The sequence below is a fragment of the Brachybacterium sp. genome (assembly GCF_036379615.1).
GTDB lineage: Bacteria > Actinomycetota > Actinomycetes > Actinomycetales > Dermabacteraceae > Brachybacterium.
Genome location: NZ_DASVGJ010000060.1, coordinates 1 through 15,140, shown reverse-complemented (window position 1 = coordinate 15,140; position 15,140 = coordinate 1). Strand labels below are relative to the sequence as shown.

The 15,140-nt window shown below is 68.6% G+C and carries 15 protein-coding genes, 1 tRNA gene and 1 pseudogene; 5 read left to right on the top strand and 12 right to left on the bottom strand.

Annotation, left to right across the window (positions count from 1 at the left end; all coding sequences use genetic code 11):
• Window positions 1-120 precede the first annotated feature (120 nt).
• Both VF289_RS11485 and VF289_RS11480 read right to left on the bottom strand, forming a co-directional pair.
• On the bottom strand, window positions 121-1,545 hold the full coding sequence (locus VF289_RS11485) for a type IV secretory system conjugative DNA transfer family protein (protein ID WP_330884024.1): 1,425 nt from the start codon (window positions 1,543-1,545) through the stop codon (window positions 121-123).
• Window positions 1,546-1,709: 164 nt separating this feature from the next.
• Window positions 1,710-1,970 carry a hypothetical protein gene (locus tag VF289_RS11480; protein ID WP_330884023.1) on the bottom strand — a complete coding sequence of 87 codons (261 nt, stop codon included), beginning with the start codon at window positions 1,968-1,970 and terminating at the stop codon, window positions 1,710-1,712.
• Window positions 1,971-2,179: 209 nt separating this feature from the next.
• Between VF289_RS11480 and VF289_RS11475 the strand changes: the two genes are divergently transcribed.
• From VF289_RS11475 to VF289_RS11455, 5 genes are all read left to right on the top strand, one after another.
• Entirely contained in the window at window positions 2,180-2,329 is a 150-nt protein-coding gene (locus VF289_RS11475) for a hypothetical protein (RefSeq protein WP_330884022.1), read from the top strand.
• Entirely contained in the window at window positions 2,322-3,281 is a 960-nt protein-coding gene (locus tag VF289_RS11470; protein WP_330884021.1) for a hypothetical protein, read from the top strand. Before VF289_RS11475 ends, VF289_RS11470 begins: the two co-directional genes overlap by 8 nt.
• Window positions 3,278-3,856, top strand: coding sequence for a hypothetical protein (locus VF289_RS11465; RefSeq protein ID WP_330884020.1), 579 nt, complete (start codon window positions 3,278-3,280; stop codon window positions 3,854-3,856). The genes VF289_RS11470 and VF289_RS11465 overlap by 4 nt, the downstream gene beginning before the upstream one ends.
• 46 nt (window positions 3,857-3,902) lie before the next feature.
• Window positions 3,903-4,586 (top strand): hypothetical protein, encoded by a 684-nt coding sequence (locus VF289_RS11460; protein WP_330884019.1) that lies wholly within the window; start codon window positions 3,903-3,905, stop codon window positions 4,584-4,586.
• 168 nt (window positions 4,587-4,754) lie between these two features.
• Window positions 4,755-5,357 carry a recombinase family protein gene (locus VF289_RS11455; protein ID WP_330884018.1) on the top strand — a complete coding sequence of 201 codons (603 nt, stop codon included), beginning with the start codon at window positions 4,755-4,757 and terminating at the stop codon, window positions 5,355-5,357.
• A gap of 673 nt (window positions 5,358-6,030) precedes the next feature.
• Here the strand turns inward: VF289_RS11455 and VF289_RS11450 are convergent.
• From VF289_RS11450 to VF289_RS11405, 10 genes and pseudogenes are all read right to left on the bottom strand, one after another.
• Window positions 6,031-6,237 (bottom strand): annotated as a pseudogene (locus VF289_RS11450) (helix-turn-helix domain-containing protein); the annotation flags it as partial.
• 68 nt (window positions 6,238-6,305) lie between these two features.
• Window positions 6,306-7,406 carry a BsuBI/PstI family type II restriction endonuclease gene (locus VF289_RS11445; protein WP_330884017.1) on the bottom strand — a complete coding sequence of 367 codons (1,101 nt, stop codon included), beginning with the start codon at window positions 7,404-7,406 and terminating at the stop codon, window positions 6,306-6,308.
• Window positions 7,407-7,411: 5 nt separating this feature from the next.
• The gene (locus VF289_RS11440; protein ID WP_330884016.1) at window positions 7,412-9,148 is read right to left on the bottom strand and encodes an Eco57I restriction-modification methylase domain-containing protein; all 1,737 of its coding nucleotides are present in this window, start codon (window positions 9,146-9,148) and stop codon (window positions 7,412-7,414) included.
• Between the two features lie 185 nt (window positions 9,149-9,333).
• Window positions 9,334-9,552, bottom strand: coding sequence for a helix-turn-helix domain-containing protein (locus VF289_RS11435; protein ID WP_330884015.1), 219 nt, complete (start codon window positions 9,550-9,552; stop codon window positions 9,334-9,336).
• Window positions 9,553-9,826: 274 nt separating this feature from the next.
• Window positions 9,827-10,999 carry a site-specific integrase gene (locus VF289_RS11430; protein ID WP_330884014.1) on the bottom strand — a complete coding sequence of 391 codons (1,173 nt, stop codon included), beginning with the start codon at window positions 10,997-10,999 and terminating at the stop codon, window positions 9,827-9,829.
• Window positions 11,000-11,187: 188 nt separating this feature from the next.
• Window positions 11,188-11,276: transfer RNA gene (locus VF289_RS11425), tRNA-Ser, on the bottom strand.
• 102 nt (window positions 11,277-11,378) lie between these two features.
• Window positions 11,379-11,855, bottom strand: coding sequence for a peroxiredoxin (locus VF289_RS11420; protein WP_330884013.1), 477 nt, complete (start codon window positions 11,853-11,855; stop codon window positions 11,379-11,381).
• Window positions 11,856-11,893: 38 nt separating this feature from the next.
• The gene (locus VF289_RS11415) at window positions 11,894-13,624 is read right to left on the bottom strand and encodes a potassium channel family protein (RefSeq protein WP_330884012.1); all 1,731 of its coding nucleotides are present in this window, start codon (window positions 13,622-13,624) and stop codon (window positions 11,894-11,896) included.
• Window positions 13,625-13,772: 148 nt separating this feature from the next.
• The gene (locus VF289_RS11410; RefSeq protein ID WP_330884011.1) at window positions 13,773-14,468 is read right to left on the bottom strand and encodes a DUF1801 domain-containing protein; all 696 of its coding nucleotides are present in this window, start codon (window positions 14,466-14,468) and stop codon (window positions 13,773-13,775) included.
• A 19-nt stretch (window positions 14,469-14,487) separates the two neighbouring features.
• The coding region (locus tag VF289_RS11405; protein ID WP_330884010.1) for a LacI family DNA-binding transcriptional regulator at window positions 14,488-15,140 on the bottom strand (653 nt) is incomplete at its 5' end.

Here is a 15,140-nt window from a genome sequence, read left to right as displayed (position 1 = left end):
CTCTGCCGGCCCTCGCCCGGAGGGCGAGTGCCGACCTGCCGCTCCGACAGTCAACAACGAGAAGCGCCCCGACCGTGGTGGCCGGGGCGCTTCCCTGTGCTCAGCTGCGGGCGGTGCCGCTCACGCTGCGGCGCGGCTGAGCATGCGCTCGTAGTCCACGAGCTTCACGAGCATGCCGGGCATCCCGCGCACAATCAGCCGGGCCTCGTCCATGGAGCGCGGCAGCAGCTCCGCTCCCGTCATCGAGGTCGTCTGGTCGGAGGAGAAGTTCTCCTGCCCACCGGAGCCGATCGAGGACACCTTGCGCTCGGTCGGCGGCACCGTCCACGCTGCCTGGTCGATGATCTCCCTCTCGATCGCGCCGACACCCACCAGAATCGAGGGGAAGATGTTCAAGAGCACCTTGGCGTCCTTGTCACCGAACCGCTTCTCGAACTGCGACGAGTGCTGCGCCGCCACCAGGAAGTGCATGCCGTAGCTGCGCATCACGCCGATGTACTGGTCGAGGTTGGGCAGCGGGCAGATCTGCGGGCACTCGTCGATGACCATCTGGATCTTGGGCAGCCGCTTGGTGATGGCGTGCTGCTTCCAGTGCCGCACCAGGGACTCGATCACCGACGCTGCCGCGCTCGCGCCACCGCCGTCGTCCGGGGAGACGAGATACAGCGTCGAGCCCGGCTGCTCGAGCAGGTCGGGGCTGAACGGCACGTCGCCCGCCTTCCCGCGGACGGTGCGCTTCTTCCAGTTGCCGAGCGCCACGCGGAGGTTGATGCCGATCGAGTCGCGCTGGCGGGGGTCGAGCATCCTGCTGCGGACGATGTCGTCCGCATGCACGGAGCCCATGAGCTCGGACCGCCGCGCCGCGGTGGTCCAGCTCGGCGTCAGCAGGTCACCCTCGGCGTCATCACCCCCGTCATCGCCGGTGTCCAGTGCCGCACGCATCACCCACTCGATGCCGCCGCCCCAGACGGACTCTCCCGTCGCGGGGTCCGGGTAGAAACCGCCTGCCTGCACGAGACAGGCGAGCGTCCCGAGCGCGAGCTGCATCCAGAAGGCGCTGTCGCCGCCGCCACCGCCACCACCGCCCATGCCGAGCGTGCCGAGCTTCGTCAGCAGCTCCGCAAGCCCGAGCGCGGAGTCGTCGTTGGACCCATCCTCATCCCATGTGAGGAGCGCGCACGGGTCGCTGCTCAGGCGGGTCACGTCGCTCGGCAGCTTGTCCCAGTCCGCCTGGCCGGTGAGGTCCATGACGTACATCGGACCGCCCTTGGTCGCGCGCATCCGCGCGGACATCTCGGCGAGGTCGCTCTTGGCGCTAACGGCGACGACGCTGTCCTTCCACAGGAGGATGCTCGGCACCAGCACCCGGCGGCTCTTGCCGACGCCGGAGCCAGCGAGCACGAGCGTGTGCACACCGCCTTCGGCGAGGCCGGTGGTCTGCCCCGTCGCGTCCATCGCGAACCCCACGTAGGGCCGCCCCTCCTCGGGTGCCCCACCCGTCTGCTTGCGGCTGCCCCACCGACTGCGCTTGGTCTGATCGGTCATGGTCGGTCTCCTTCGTGTGTAGTGCTCCTGCGGGCCTCGTGCCCGGGGAGCGGATCTCATCTCCTGCTGGCGGCTCTGCCTCAGCAGTGCCTGTGTAGGGTGCGTCGCGCTCGTCGTGCGGGTCGGTCAGCTGGCGGCTCCCTCCCTGGTGCTGCGCTCGGTCGTCACATCTCCTCCTGACTGCTCGTGCTGCCGCGTGGTCTACCTGCTCCCGGTCGCGCCCCTCCGTGGCGGGTGTCGGGGATCTGCTCGGCGATGCGCCGAGCGAGGTCCTTGTCCTTCCTCGCGGCGGCGATCGCGCCGCGCACCCATGCGACGGCGCTGATGCGCACCGGCTGTCCACGGGCCTTGGCGCGTGTCTTCTCCGCGCCGCGGAGCAGCTGCGAGAGCTGTCGGGAGTCGTCGTCCGGGATGTTCACCTTCATGCCAGAGATTCTAGCGGGCCCTCTTGATTTAATTCAAGTGGGTCCGCTAGAATGGGGGCATCCGGAGCTCCACGAGAGCTCATAGGCCGACCATCCGCGGCGGCCACCACCGTACGAAGTGCCGCGCCCGCCCCCGGGCGCGCCTCGTTCTGTCGGCTCTGTCGCCGGGCACTCGCCCGCGCACTGGACTCTGGATAGGAGAACCCGCCATGTGGCGTCTGGTCTTCGGCGCGATCATCCTGGTGATCGCCTGCCTGACGGTCTTCTTCATCGGCTACGTCGCCGGTACGACCGCCTCGCCGCTCGCAGCTGCGGGCGCGATCCCGCTCAGCGCGGTCGTGGGGGTCGGCCATGCCTGAGCCGATGTACGAGGCCGAGCGCGCCGCGTGGATCAAGGGCCGGCGCTGGTGGGACCGTCACGCCGCGATGCGCCGTGCGGACCTGCTCGCCCGTGCCGCTCGCAAGCGCGAGCGCGCGGCGACCGGCGTCGGCGACTCCGCGCTGCACGAGGAGATCACCAAGGGACGCTTCTCCCAGTGGACCCACCACGACGACTCCAAGACGTCGGCCCTCGGCGCGATCGCCTACGTGCTGCTGTTCTGCTACGCCCTGCCGCTCACTGTCGGCATTGCATGGGCGGTCAGCCACGTCGTTTACCAGGTGTGGCGGACGGTCCTGCGTCCCCACGTCTCGCGCCCCTGGCCGCCGCTACTGCTCGCCGCCGTGATCGCCGCCGCCGCCGTGATGGGTCGCCGGCTCGGACTGGACCTGATCCTCATCCACCCCCTCGCTGCCGTGTACGAGGAGGCGAGCGGCGGGATGCTCGCTCCCGCGGCGCTCTCGCGCTGGTACGCAGCCGGCACCATCTCCTTCCTCGAGATCCAGCTGGTCCTCGGTCTTCTGTGGAGCGTGTACCGCGCTTGGTCGTGGGGATGGGTCGCGCCGACCGTCCGCCGCGCGACAGCGGCCGCCGCGTCCCGCGACGGCAGAGCGGTCGACCCCTCGGTGCGGATCCTCGGCGGTGCCGCGGCAACCGCGCCGGTCGTGGCGAGCACGACCAAGGAGCCCGAGCTCGAGGACGCGGCCTTCCAGATCCTCCCGGACCTGTCGGACGTGCCCGACGACCCGGAGAGCGACGCCCCTGACGTCGATGCGAGCGAGCCGGAGGTCGAGTTCGACAGTGACGAGCCGGAGGCCGACGATCCCGAGCCCGCTTTCGACGACGAGCCCTTCGACATCGACGACATCGACATCGAGGCCGTCGCGCAGATCATCCCCACCGTCACCACCACCGAGAAGGAGCTGTCATGACCACCCAGCCCGACATCCACATCCACAACACGAACTTCGACTCAGGGGCCCACATCTGGCGGGTCCTCGCGACCTTCCTCGCGATCGGATCGCTCGTCTCGCTCGCCTACGGCCTCACCCAGTGGGGGCTGCTCGAGATCGCCGCCACCGGCACCTCGGCGGTCCTCGCCATGCTCTTCCAGCTCATGATCCGCAACGGCTTCATCGTGCTCGGCGGCGAGCCGAGCGAGGACTCGCGCATCCAGGAGGGTCGCAACGCTCTCAAGGCAATCGCCGGGATGATCCAGGCCTACATCGACCACAGCTCTCTGCTGCGCCTGGTGCTCATCTCCATCGGCTACGGCGTCGCGTTCGTGCTCCTGCGTCAGACGGTCACCTGGGCGCTGACCATCTTCACGAACATCTGGATGGCGCTGGCCGCCGGTGGCGTGGTCGCTGCGTTCATCTGCTTCCCGACGCTGTTCGCCGGACTCCTGCGGGCCGTCCGGACGCGTACGGCCCGTCCGGCTCCTGTCGCGCCGGCGGCCCCCGTGGAGCCCGCCGCTCCGTCGGCGGGCCCTGGGCAGACAGCCTGACGAGCACACCGGACCAACCCCATCTCACCGAAAGGACTTCACCACCATGACGATCACGAGGGAGCTCATCAGCCTGCTCGCCCTCGGCACCATCGGCCTCGCCGGTTGCAGCTACGCCGGAGCAGAGGCAGACCGCGAGGCCGCGGCACAGCCGGCCCCGACACAGCCCGTCGCGCAGCAGCCGGCCGAGCAGCCGGCACCCGCCCCGGCACCGACCGACACAGCGACCGAGCCCACCGCAGCGCCTGCGCCGAGCGACGGCGGGGGCGAGGTCACCCAGCCGAGCGACGAGGGTGGTGAGGTCGCGCTGCCCAGCGACGGCGGCGGCGCTCTGCCGGCACCGACCGGCATCCCGCTCGTGGACACCTCGGAGGGCACGGTGACCTACCTCCGGGCGATCCAGAACTTCTCGCCCACCATCGAGTCGTGGCAGATCACGGACGGCCAGCTGCACTACATCTCCTACACCTGCATCGGCACGGTGGACTTCGAGGCGTACGCAAGCGTGCAGTCCGAGGGCAACGGTTATACGACGGTCCGGTGGGAGGGCAATGCCCCCGGCTTCGATCAGAGCGGTGAGGAGTCGATGCTGATCGATGAGACCACCCTGGGGTCCGCGGACGGGTTCGACGACGACGGGCCGGCGAACACCCACCATCAGGCCGAGCTCGGCGAGTTCGGTCGCATGTGCTCGGGCGCAGGGAAGGCCCTCGCTGGGTTCGTGCTCTGAAGTGCCGGAGGGGTGGGGTCACCTACTGCAGGTCACCCCACCCCTTCTTCCTGTCCGTCAGTGCCCATCAGGGTGTACCTGAGTGGACAGCAGGTGCTGGGGCGAGCCCAGCCGTCAATCACGGTCCGCTGAACAGCAGTTGGACACAGTCGTAGAGAGGGTCAAGAGATGGATGGACAGGTCAGACGCGGGCCGACGCACCCCAAAGGGCAGATCGTCGGGTATGTCCGAGTCAGTGCGATGGACCAGAACGAGGCGCGTCAGGTGCACGCTCTCGGGGAGGTCGACCGGCTGTACACCGAGAAGATCAGCGGCAAGGACGTCACTGGACGACCAGCGCTCACCGAGCTGCTCACCTACGTCCGCGAAGGCGACGTGGTGCGGGTGAAGTCGCCCGACCGGCTCTCCCGATCCACCACCGACCTGCTCGCGCTCATCCGGCAGCTGCGTGATCGCGGGGCCGCGGTGGAGTTCGTGGACAACCCGTCGCTGAACACCGACAGCCCGCAGGGCGAGTTCATGCTGACGATCCTGGCCGCGGTCGCGCAGCTCGAGCGGGCCACGATCCGCGAGCGTCAGGCCGAGGGGATCGCGCTGGCGAAGGAGCGCGGCGTCTACGAGCGTGCACCGCGAATGGACTCCGATCAGATCGCCTTCGCGCGCGAGCGCATCGCTGCAGGGGCTTCCAAGGCGGCGATCGCGCGACAGCTCGGAGTCAGCAGGCAGACGTTGTACACGGCCCTTGCTGGCCGTGGTGCGTACAGCTCCTGATCGTTCCAGAGCCGCACACCGCCAGACGCCGGTGCCGTAGGCGTGACGCGCTCCCTTCGGAGGGGCGAATCGTCGCAACGACGAGCACAGCAATTTCGACGCCGCCGACTACATCCACACTCCGGAGGATGTTGACGCTCTGCTGCGCACTGCCCTCGAGGACGCGCACACCGACCCCAACGCAGTCCACGAGGCCATCGGGATCATCGAGAGATCTGGCCACCCGCTCCCGTCATGGTGGACCGAAGCGCGCTAGTTCAGCCCTACTCGAGCCGGGGACGAGGGTGCTGACCACCACGGTCGCTCGCGCGCAGTGCCGCCTCCCAGACAGATGGATCCACGAGCACCGCACGCTCGTCGTCCGTAAGCTCGTCGCCGAGGGGCTCGTCCACGGGGTCAGGGGCTTCCGGGTCGCGTCGTCGCATGCCGAGATCATCGCACGACGGAGCCGCCGGCTGCGCTACTTCGACCGCGGGGACCGTTGCTCCACGTATCGCTCCGCATCGACAACCTGCAGAACGATGCCGTGCTCGGGGCACTCGACGCTCGCGCGCATCATCGAGAAACCCCGCAGCGGTTCGCGATGCTCCTCACCGAGCACTTGGATAAGCTGCTCGATCGGGTATCCGGACTCGCAGTCCGGATCCGGCAGACCATGGCCGGCAACGCTCGAGACCATCGCTGAGGTCTCGGCGTACCGCGCGGCGATGTACTGCTCGAGCGCCTCAAGCGAAACCCGCCACTGCCCCCTGCCGCCGACCTTGATCGCGCGCAAATCGCCCGATCGGACAAGGGCGAGAGCCTGTTGATACGAGATCGACAGCTCCGCCTGCACGTGCTCGAGCGGCACGAAGCGCGGGAGGTGCACAGGGCTGGTCATGAGTCGAGGGTAGGCCAGCGAGGGCTGTCTGGGCGTCGATGTTCACAGCGCCTGCGGTGCAGTCAGTGTCATCGTCGCTGAAGTGGGATGACCTTTTCAAACCCATCAGCGATTAGGGACAGCTCGAGCTCAAGAGCGGGTTCATCGAGGAACCACACGAAGGTTCCCTCCGCGATGTCCTTGAGTCGCCGCTTGGCTGGTGACGCATTGCGCGAAGCGAAAGCCGTAAGAAAGCGACATGAGTCTGGATTGATGCGCTGATCAGCAGCCCATTCGAGGAGCTCGGCCTTCCGTCTCTCATGAATGGGCCCGTCACTGTTGACCGCCTCGACGATCCAAAACTCGGCAGGCTTGGTCCCGAGATCCACGAGGACCGCATCCGGGAGCAGGCTCGCGGCATCGATCTGCACTCCGAGTACAGTCAGGGTCCGCTGGTCACCGACGTAGACCTTGTCTCCCGGCTCGCTGACGGTGAGCACGACGGGATCGATCAGCTTCCGGGGAGCCCACTCCTCGATCACGCCTTTGAGGATCTCGGACGACTGCCCGTGCTCGAGTGTGCGCTGCTGCCCGTCAGGCAAAGTGACCGTGACTGCATACTCTGACGAGGCAGACTCACGTCCGCGGTGGGCACGGAGCCGGGCACCCGCGTCGAGATACTCGTCAGTCCAGCGGCTGATCGCCTCGGTAAGTTCATCGCCCTCGAGGGTCGGATCGAAGAGATCGGCGAAGTGGGCCTCGATTGCCCACCTTGGGAGGTTGCTGGTCGTGCTGAGGCCCGCGCGCTGCCGCATCACGTTGAGGCCAAGCCACTCCTTGAAGACGTCATCGCGCAGCGTTTCTCGGCTATTCTCGCGATATCGCGGAGCGATATCGATATCCCACGTGGCCAGAAGCTCCTCATATGCCTTCCGTCCACGGAGTGCCGCCTTTCGCCATTCGACGCGGTCGGACTCCTCGGTGCGATCATCGAGCATGTTCTGCTGCTGCCAGAGAATGGTCGTGGGTCGTGCCCAGACCGGCGGATCCTCGTCGAGAGGAGCGACTGCGTCCATGTAGATCAGGCTCGCCACTGCCCAGGAGGCGATCGGGCTCGAGAGGGTGGTGTCGAAGGCTGTACGGGGGAAGATCCAGCCGAGGCGCTCCTCAGCGAGTTCCGGATCGATCACGGGCCTCACAGGCGACCTCCAAGCCGGTACTCCTTGCTCACGGCGACGCTCAACTCCTGATCGTCCAGCCGTTCCCACGAAGCAAGTGTTTCAGCTGACGGCAGGGGTAGCGCGGACAGCTCGAAGGCCGAAAGTGCCACCGACCCCGAAATGCAGCGAGCGACCGCGTCCAGCGCTGAGCTCTGCAACAGGCGGCTCAGAAGACTCATGGATAGGGCTGGCTCTGCCGAGGTCGGTCGCAGGACGTTGACGTGGTTCTCGATCACCACGGACCCGCCGAGGTGCTCGAGGTGCTCGGCGGTGAGGTGCACGCTGGTCAGTCGACGAGTCTGCTCAGGGGCCGTGGTCCGCTGGACGAGAACGGCCGGTTCGGAGAGGAGCATCGTGCGGCGGTCCCGATCAGACCGCACCACGAAGAACCGCATCGCACCGCGCCGGGCGTCGGTGTGCAACCTGCCGCCGTCGAAGTCGGCTGACCAGATGACGGGGACACCGGAGCTGTCGTTGAGGTCGGCGAGCCTGCGATTCCAGACGAGGGGGCCTGTAGACACGCGCCAACCGGCGCTGCTCAGGGTGAGGGGCATCTGCGAAGCGGCAGCCGACACAGCAGCGATGTCGGTCCGGCGAGGAATGATCCATGGTTCGGACCCGCGCGGTGACGGCACCTTCGCGACCTTCGAGACACCCTCGTCGTTCAGAGTCGAGATGCTCGCCTGTCGTATGCGCGCCATCGTGAACGTCGCGAGGCAGGTCTCCTGCAAGACGGTCGAGAACACCCCGGAGCGCTTCTCTACGAACCCGAGCTCCCGCAGCCGCAGAGTCGACGAAAAGTGCTCCCGGAGGGGCGAGAAGTAGCGTCCAGCGAGGAAGGATGTGGGCACGAGGGCACCGAGGACACCCTGTTCATCAAGTCCTTCCGCACCGGCGGCCATGAACAATCCGTAGATGTTGGCGTGGCCGTAGACGACATGGGAGAACCGCTCCCTCTCCTGGTCGGAGAGCTTCACACGACCGTAAGGCGGGTTCATAACAACGGCGCGTGCGCTCCGCGTGGCGGGCGCGAGGCCGTCACCGACGTGGCAGAGCGCCGGTAGCGGTCGGCGGTCCTTCTCCGGGATGCGGGCAAGGGTGGGAAGCATCTCGGCCGCGAGGACGAGGTTCGCGACCCACACAGCGGCCGGGTCGTTGTCGATGCCCTCGAGCAGGTTCGGCAGACCCGCCAGCACCAGGCGTGGGTTGACGCCGGCACTCGCTCGCAGGTGCTCCCGCAGGGCAGGGAGCAGCAGTGCCCCTCCCCCGCAGGCAGGATCCCGCACAAGACCCGGCAAGGTCTTGGCCGCTGCGCCCCCTCGTCCGAGGGCCTCGCGCACCTGCGACCAGAGCGGCAGGGAAAGCTCCGCGGGGGTGTAGTGCCGACCGTGGCGCGCGCGTGTTGCGGCACTGAGTGACTCGACGTAAGCCTGCCCGACCTCTTCGCCGGTCAGCGCACCCCACTCCTCCTCAAGCTGCGGGAGCTCTGACATGGAGAAGGGCGGCTCGGCCGATACAGCCTGAGTGACGTCCAGCCATACTCCGTCAAGGCCGGCCGCATCAGCTCTGGCAGTCCACCAGGACGGAAGCGCTGCGAGGACAGCAGAGGCCGTGGGGGAAAGCTCCGCGGAAGCCTCCGCGGAGCTGATATGCCGTCGCGAACCCCGCGCACCGAGCGGGCGGTCCTCGATCAGAGCGGTCTGTAGAGCCATGCCCCCACTCTATTGAATGACGCTGACCCGCGGACCCAGTTGACCGATTCTGGTGGCGCAAATCGCCTGGTCAGACAGGCAGACGGAATGGTCGATAGTGCGTGAAACCGGCGCGCCCCTCATCAGGATCGCTCGAGGGTCGCTCTGCCGCGCACTGCGCGTGGTTCAGCACGGCTGACTCACCGTCACTCAAGAAACCCCGTCGGGTCCAACGGGCGCAGAAGTGCGTCGATGTCGGCGCGCGCGACGCGCGGAGTGCGGCGACGAGCTCCCTTGGGGGCGACGTCGTAGGCCTGCAAGGTGCCGTCGTTGATGCGGCGGTAGATCGTCGCGACGCTGACGCCCAAGTACTTGGCGGCAGCGGGGATCGGCAGGTAGGCGGGTTCGATGACGGGTGCGCTCACGGTATCTCCAGCGGTAACGACCCGTCGTCGCATGCGGGTGCTACCGAAGCCGATCGGAGCTCCGGCCCGGCGACCATCGCCTCAGGCTGCGTACAGCGAGCCCGCTCCGTCGCGCGGGCCAGTGGCGATCTGGTCGCCAGACACCCGATCTCGCGGTGCCCCAGGATTGGTCAGCATCATGCAGGAGATTTCTGCGCTAGACCGCCCATAGGCAGTCACCGACTGGCTCAATAATATCAGAAGCCAGCATTGCCGGACAACGGAAGCCAACAGATCACGCAGGGTCGGATTCAGACTTTTCGTCGCCTTCACGAATCCGTTCGTCCAGCCGCCTTGCGCGTTCGCGGTCACGGGCGTCGCTGGCCACCTGGTAGCCCATCGCCATGGTCACGGTGGTGTGCCCGAGTAGCCGCATCAGCTCGGCTGTGGTCGCCCCGCCTTGCGCAGCAAGAGTCGCTGCTGAGCGACGCAGGTCATGGACGGTCAAATCAGGCTTGCCGATCGCCTCGAGCCCCTTGCGATGGGCGCGACGCAGAAGCGCCTCACCCATCGGCTTCGATGGGTCATTGATGGCGGGAAACACGAGCGAATCTGGCGTCTTGAGCGACGTCTTCGCAAGGTGTTCACGCAGCGGCTCGACCATCATCTGCGGCATGGACACCGTCCGCAGAGCCGCTGCTGTCTTCGGGGCGTCGATCCTCCAGTCGAAGCTGTGGTCGTCGACCCGCACGCGGCTGACGGCCTGCTCGATGCGCAGCTCTCCGGTCTTCAGGTCGACGTCCCGGCGTCGCAGGCCCCGTACTTCCCCAGAGCGCAGTCCGCACCACAGGCTCGTCATCAGCGCCAGTCGGTACTGCGGGGGCACAGCTTGGATGTACTTCTTGCCCTCCTCAACCGTCACTGCGTCGCCGCGCTTCTTGGGCTCCGGCTTGCCGGCACCGCGGACCCGGCACGGATTACGGTCGATGATCTCGTCCTCCACCGCCTCAGCCATCACTGACTTCAGCAGGTCATAGCAGCGACCGTCCTGGGTGGGCGTGCTGCCGAGCGAGTCCCACCACTCCGTCACAGCGGCCGCCGTCAGCTCGGTCAGCGCCACGCCGCCCAGCGCATCCTGACCACGGTTCTTCCAATCCTTGCGGTACAGATCGGCAGTGGTCTGCGTGATCGGCCGGCGCGTGCGCCTCATCCGGCGCTGGATCACAGTCTCGACGTACTCCCCCACCGTTACGCCCGCACTCTCCTGCTGCAGAAGGCGACGCTCTGGCGGGCTCCAAGCCCCCGAGGAGATCAGCTGGTCCTCGCTCGCGAGCCAGGCCTCCGCGTAGGCCTTCTTCGCGAAGGTGCGCGGAGCCTTGTGCACCGCGAAGTCAGGCCCGGTGTACCGTGCCTGGAACCGTCCTGAGGACAGCTTCCGGATGCTGCCGAACGCTCGCTTACCAGCCATGTCGATCCTCTCGTCAGCAGGAGGCCAGCGCGTGCCAGATACGTGCCAGATGGATCGGGCCGTGCCAGATCCCTGCCAGATTAAAGCAGGTCAGAGCGGTGCCGTGAGTGCTATTGCGAAGCTCGTCTGGCACGGAAAAAGGGCCGCCAACCAAGTGTTTCACCTGGTCAGCGGCCCTTTCTGGCCGGCGGAGACGAGAGGATTTGAACCTCCGAGGCGATTTTGGTCGCCTACTCCCTTAGCAGGGGAGCGCATTCGGCCGCTCTGCCACGTCTCCTGGCGCCGGACCTGGACCCGGCACGCCGATACAGCATACGGGAGCGGGCGGAGTGCTCCAAAGCGAGAGCGCGCAGATCACGTCACACCTTCGCCGCCGGGTTCAGAGGGCGAGCTTCTCCTGCAGCAGTGCGATGTGCTTCGGGGTGCCCACGCGATACTTCACGAAGGTCAGCACCCCCTCGGCGTCGAGCGCGAAGGTCGAGCGGATCGTGCCCTGGACCAGCTTGCCGTACATGTTCTTCTCGCCCCAGGCACCGTAGGCCTCCATCACCTGATGGGACTCGTCGGAGGCGAGCGTGTAGGGCAGCTCCTGCTCGGCGACGAATCGATCCAGCTCGGTGATCGGGTCCGGGGAGATGCCGATCACCCGGTAGCCGGCGTCGAGGAACATCTGGTGGTGGTCGCGCAGGTCGCAGGCCTGCTTCGTGCACAGGGAGGTGTTCGCCGCGGGATAGAACCACAGCAGCGCCGGGGCGCCGCGCAGCGCGGCGAGGTCCACCCGTCCGCCGCCGGCGGTGGGCAGGTCGAGGGCGGGAGCGGTGTCGCCGACGGCGAGCTTCACGGGGGCGGAGGGCATGGGACTCCTGAGCAGCGGTGGAGGGACGGTCCTCCAGCCTAGCGGCGTCCCCGCCGGCGGCCGAGATAGGTCTCGCGGAAGCGCCGCTCGGCGTGGCGGTCGCCGAGCAGGAGCAGCTCGCCGGGGACGGAGGGGATGGACTCGGTGTCGTAGCCCAGCGTGCCGTCCTCGTCGAGCACGGCCACGATGTGGCATCCGGTGCGGCGATGCACCTCGTCGTCGCTGAGCGCGCGGCGCACCAGGGAGGAGGGCCGCGGCACCAGGAACAGCTCGTTGCCCTCGGCGACCAGGACGCGGCGGCTGAGTCCGGCGTGGTTCCACAGGTCTGTCGCGCCGATGGTCGCGTAGGAGAGCACCGCATCCGCGCCGGCGCGATAGAGGGTCGCGACGTTGCGCTCGTAGGTGGCGCGGGAGACCACCTGGAGCTCGGGGCGCAGGCGACGGCAGAACAGGGTGAGGTAGACGTTGAGATCGTCGTCCCGGGGCGTGATCAGCACGGCCGAGGCCTGTTCGAGGCCGGCGCGACGCAGGATCCGCTGATCGGCGGCATCCCCTTGGACCACCGCATAGCTCGCGGTCCCCTCGAGCACGGAGTAGGAGGTCTCGACCCTGCCGGGCAGCATCTCGACGATGGTGCTCGGCACCCCTTCGTCGCTCAGCGCCCGGGAGACGGCGCGTCCCACGCGACCGCCGCCGAGGATCACGACGGGCTCCTCGGACGGCGCCCGGCACTTGAACTGCGCGTCGAACTGCGCGAGATCCTCCGTCCTTCCGGCGAGCACCAGCACCGTCGCATCGGAGATCCGCAGTTCGGGCGTCATCGCACGCAGCCGGCCCTTGCGCAGGATCGCCAGGATCCGCACCTTGGAGCGCAGCCGGGCCCGGGCCTCACCCAGGGTGAGCCCCACCAGGGTGGTGCCCCGAGCCGCGGCCTCGGCGATGATGGTGGTCCCGAAGTTGCCGATGGCGTGGAAGCGGCCGGTGGAGCCGAGCACCCGCGAGGCCATCTCCCGGCCGAGAACGGCCCCCAGCTCGAGCACGTGGTCGGCACCGGCGAGGTCCAGCACGTCCACGGAGACGGGCTTGGAGGCGGTGACGGCGATCGGCACCTGGGCCGCGGCCTGGCGAACGGTGAAGGCGACGTTCGTGTTCGCGGTGTCCGAGAGGGTGGAGATGACCAGACGCGCGCGGGAGGCCCCCGCGTTGCGATAGGTCGCGGCGGAGTCCAGGGGGCCCACGATCACCTGCCGCCCCTGGTCGTGCAGCTCCCGGGCACGCACGACGTCCTCGAGAACCGCCACGGCGGGGATGCGGGAGCGTTCGGCACGCGCGGCGAACGCCTCGGTGACGGCATCGGAGCCCACCAGCAGCACGTGATCCCGCACCCCGGCGTGGACCTTGCGCGGGGTGCGGGCGGTGCGGCGATGGTCGAGCCACGGGGTGACGACGTACTGGATGACGAAGAAGGGCAGCAGCACCAGCATGTAGACGACGCCGCTGAGCAGCACCGCGAGGGAGAACAGCCGGCCCAGGTCCGAGTCGAAGGTGATGTCCCCGTACCCGAGGGTGGACATGGTGGTGATCGTCCAGTAGACGGCCGTGGCCCAGGAGTGGTCCGCCGCCTCGCCCCGCATCAGCAGCATGAACAGCAGGGAGTACGCCAGGACCATCGCGGCGCCGATGCCGAGGATCACCACGGCGGCCTTCGAGCGGCGGCCGACGAACAGGTGCCGATCCGTTCGTCGGCGCTCCGGGGCCGAGCTGCCCATCCCCGCCCCTCCCACTCCGAACGTCCCCGGGCCGGTCCCGGAGCTGACGGGGTTCACAGTAGGCCCGTCCTTACCCGGACGCATCCGCGGCGGCGCACGATGAGCGCTGCGCCACCTTCGCGGGAGCGCTCCGGAGGACAGCGGTGCCCTACGAGTCCGCGGAGCCCTCCGGGCCGGTGGCGTCGGGCCCGGACCGCCAGGCATGGGCGACGAGCTCGGCCAGCACGCCGACGTCGATCGCCGCGAGCGAGCGCACCCACAGGCACCCGGCCCCCCGCCGATGGGGGCCGAGCTCGTCCAGCAGCTCCTCGGAGCGCGGGAACCCCTGCAGGCCGTAGAGGGCGAGCTCCGCCTTCCGCGGGCTGAAGCCGAGCTGGAAGGTGTCGCCCTCCCGACCGGTGGCGTAGCGGTAGTGGACCTCGCCGTAGCCGATCATGCTCGGCCCCCACATCACGGCGCGCTCCCCGGTGGCCGCGTCGTAGATCTCCAGCAGCTGCGCGCCCTCGGCGCGGCGGCGGCCGTCGAGCCCGTCGACGTACTCCGCCGGGTCGACCGCGGTGGCATGGGTGCGGATGTCCTTCGCGTTCTCGCCGGTGGCGCCCTGGGTGATCACGTCCCGGTGGGCCTGCGGCGCGGGAGGGTCCTGCAGCGAGGCGCCGTGCTCGGCGAGCACCCGCTGCAGGCGGCGCCCGGCCGCGGGGCCGACGCCGTGGAGCGCGGCGAGCTCCGGCCAGCTGCGCCCGTCGAGCTCGCCGACGGTGCTCAGGCCGTGCTCGGACAGGGCGCGGGCGGCGGGACGGCCGATCCCCGGGACATCGCCGATGGGGGTGCGGAGATCGCTCATGGTCGGAGCGTAGACCGCCTCAGCCCCTGCCGTCATCGCCCGGCGCCCGGGCTATGGAGCCACGCGGCACGAACCGGGTGGGAACCCCGATGTGGGCCGGCTCCCCTCCCCACTGATGGAGCAGGTCGATCGCGGTCGCCCCCATGTCGTATCGCGGCACCAGCACCGTGGCCAGGCCGGGCGTGACCATCGCGGCGAACGGGATGTCGTCCCAGCCCACGAGGCTGATCTGGCCGGGCACGTCGATCCCGTAGCTGCGCAGTCGCTCCATGAGCGAGAGAGCCATGAGGTCGTTGTAGACCAGCACCGCGGTGGCGTCGGTCTGCAGCAGGGCCTCGGCGCCCTGGCGGCCGCCCTCTGCCGTGGGGGCGAATGCGCCGATCTCGATCCACTCCAGTCCCGCCTCCTCGCAGATGCGCGCGACGACGTCGCGCCGCACCTGGTCGGAACGGCTCACGGCAGGGCCCCCGACGTACCCGATCCGGCGGTGCCCGAGCCGGCGCAGATGCCGCACCGCCGCGGGGATGCCGGGCATCGGATCGGCGAAGACGCCGGGGTGATGCGAGGAGACCCGGTTGACCAGGCTGAGCCGGGTGAACGTCGCGGCCTCCCGCAGCGACTCCTCGTCCATCCGGCTCGAGCACAGCAGGATCCCGTCGACCTGCGGCGCGA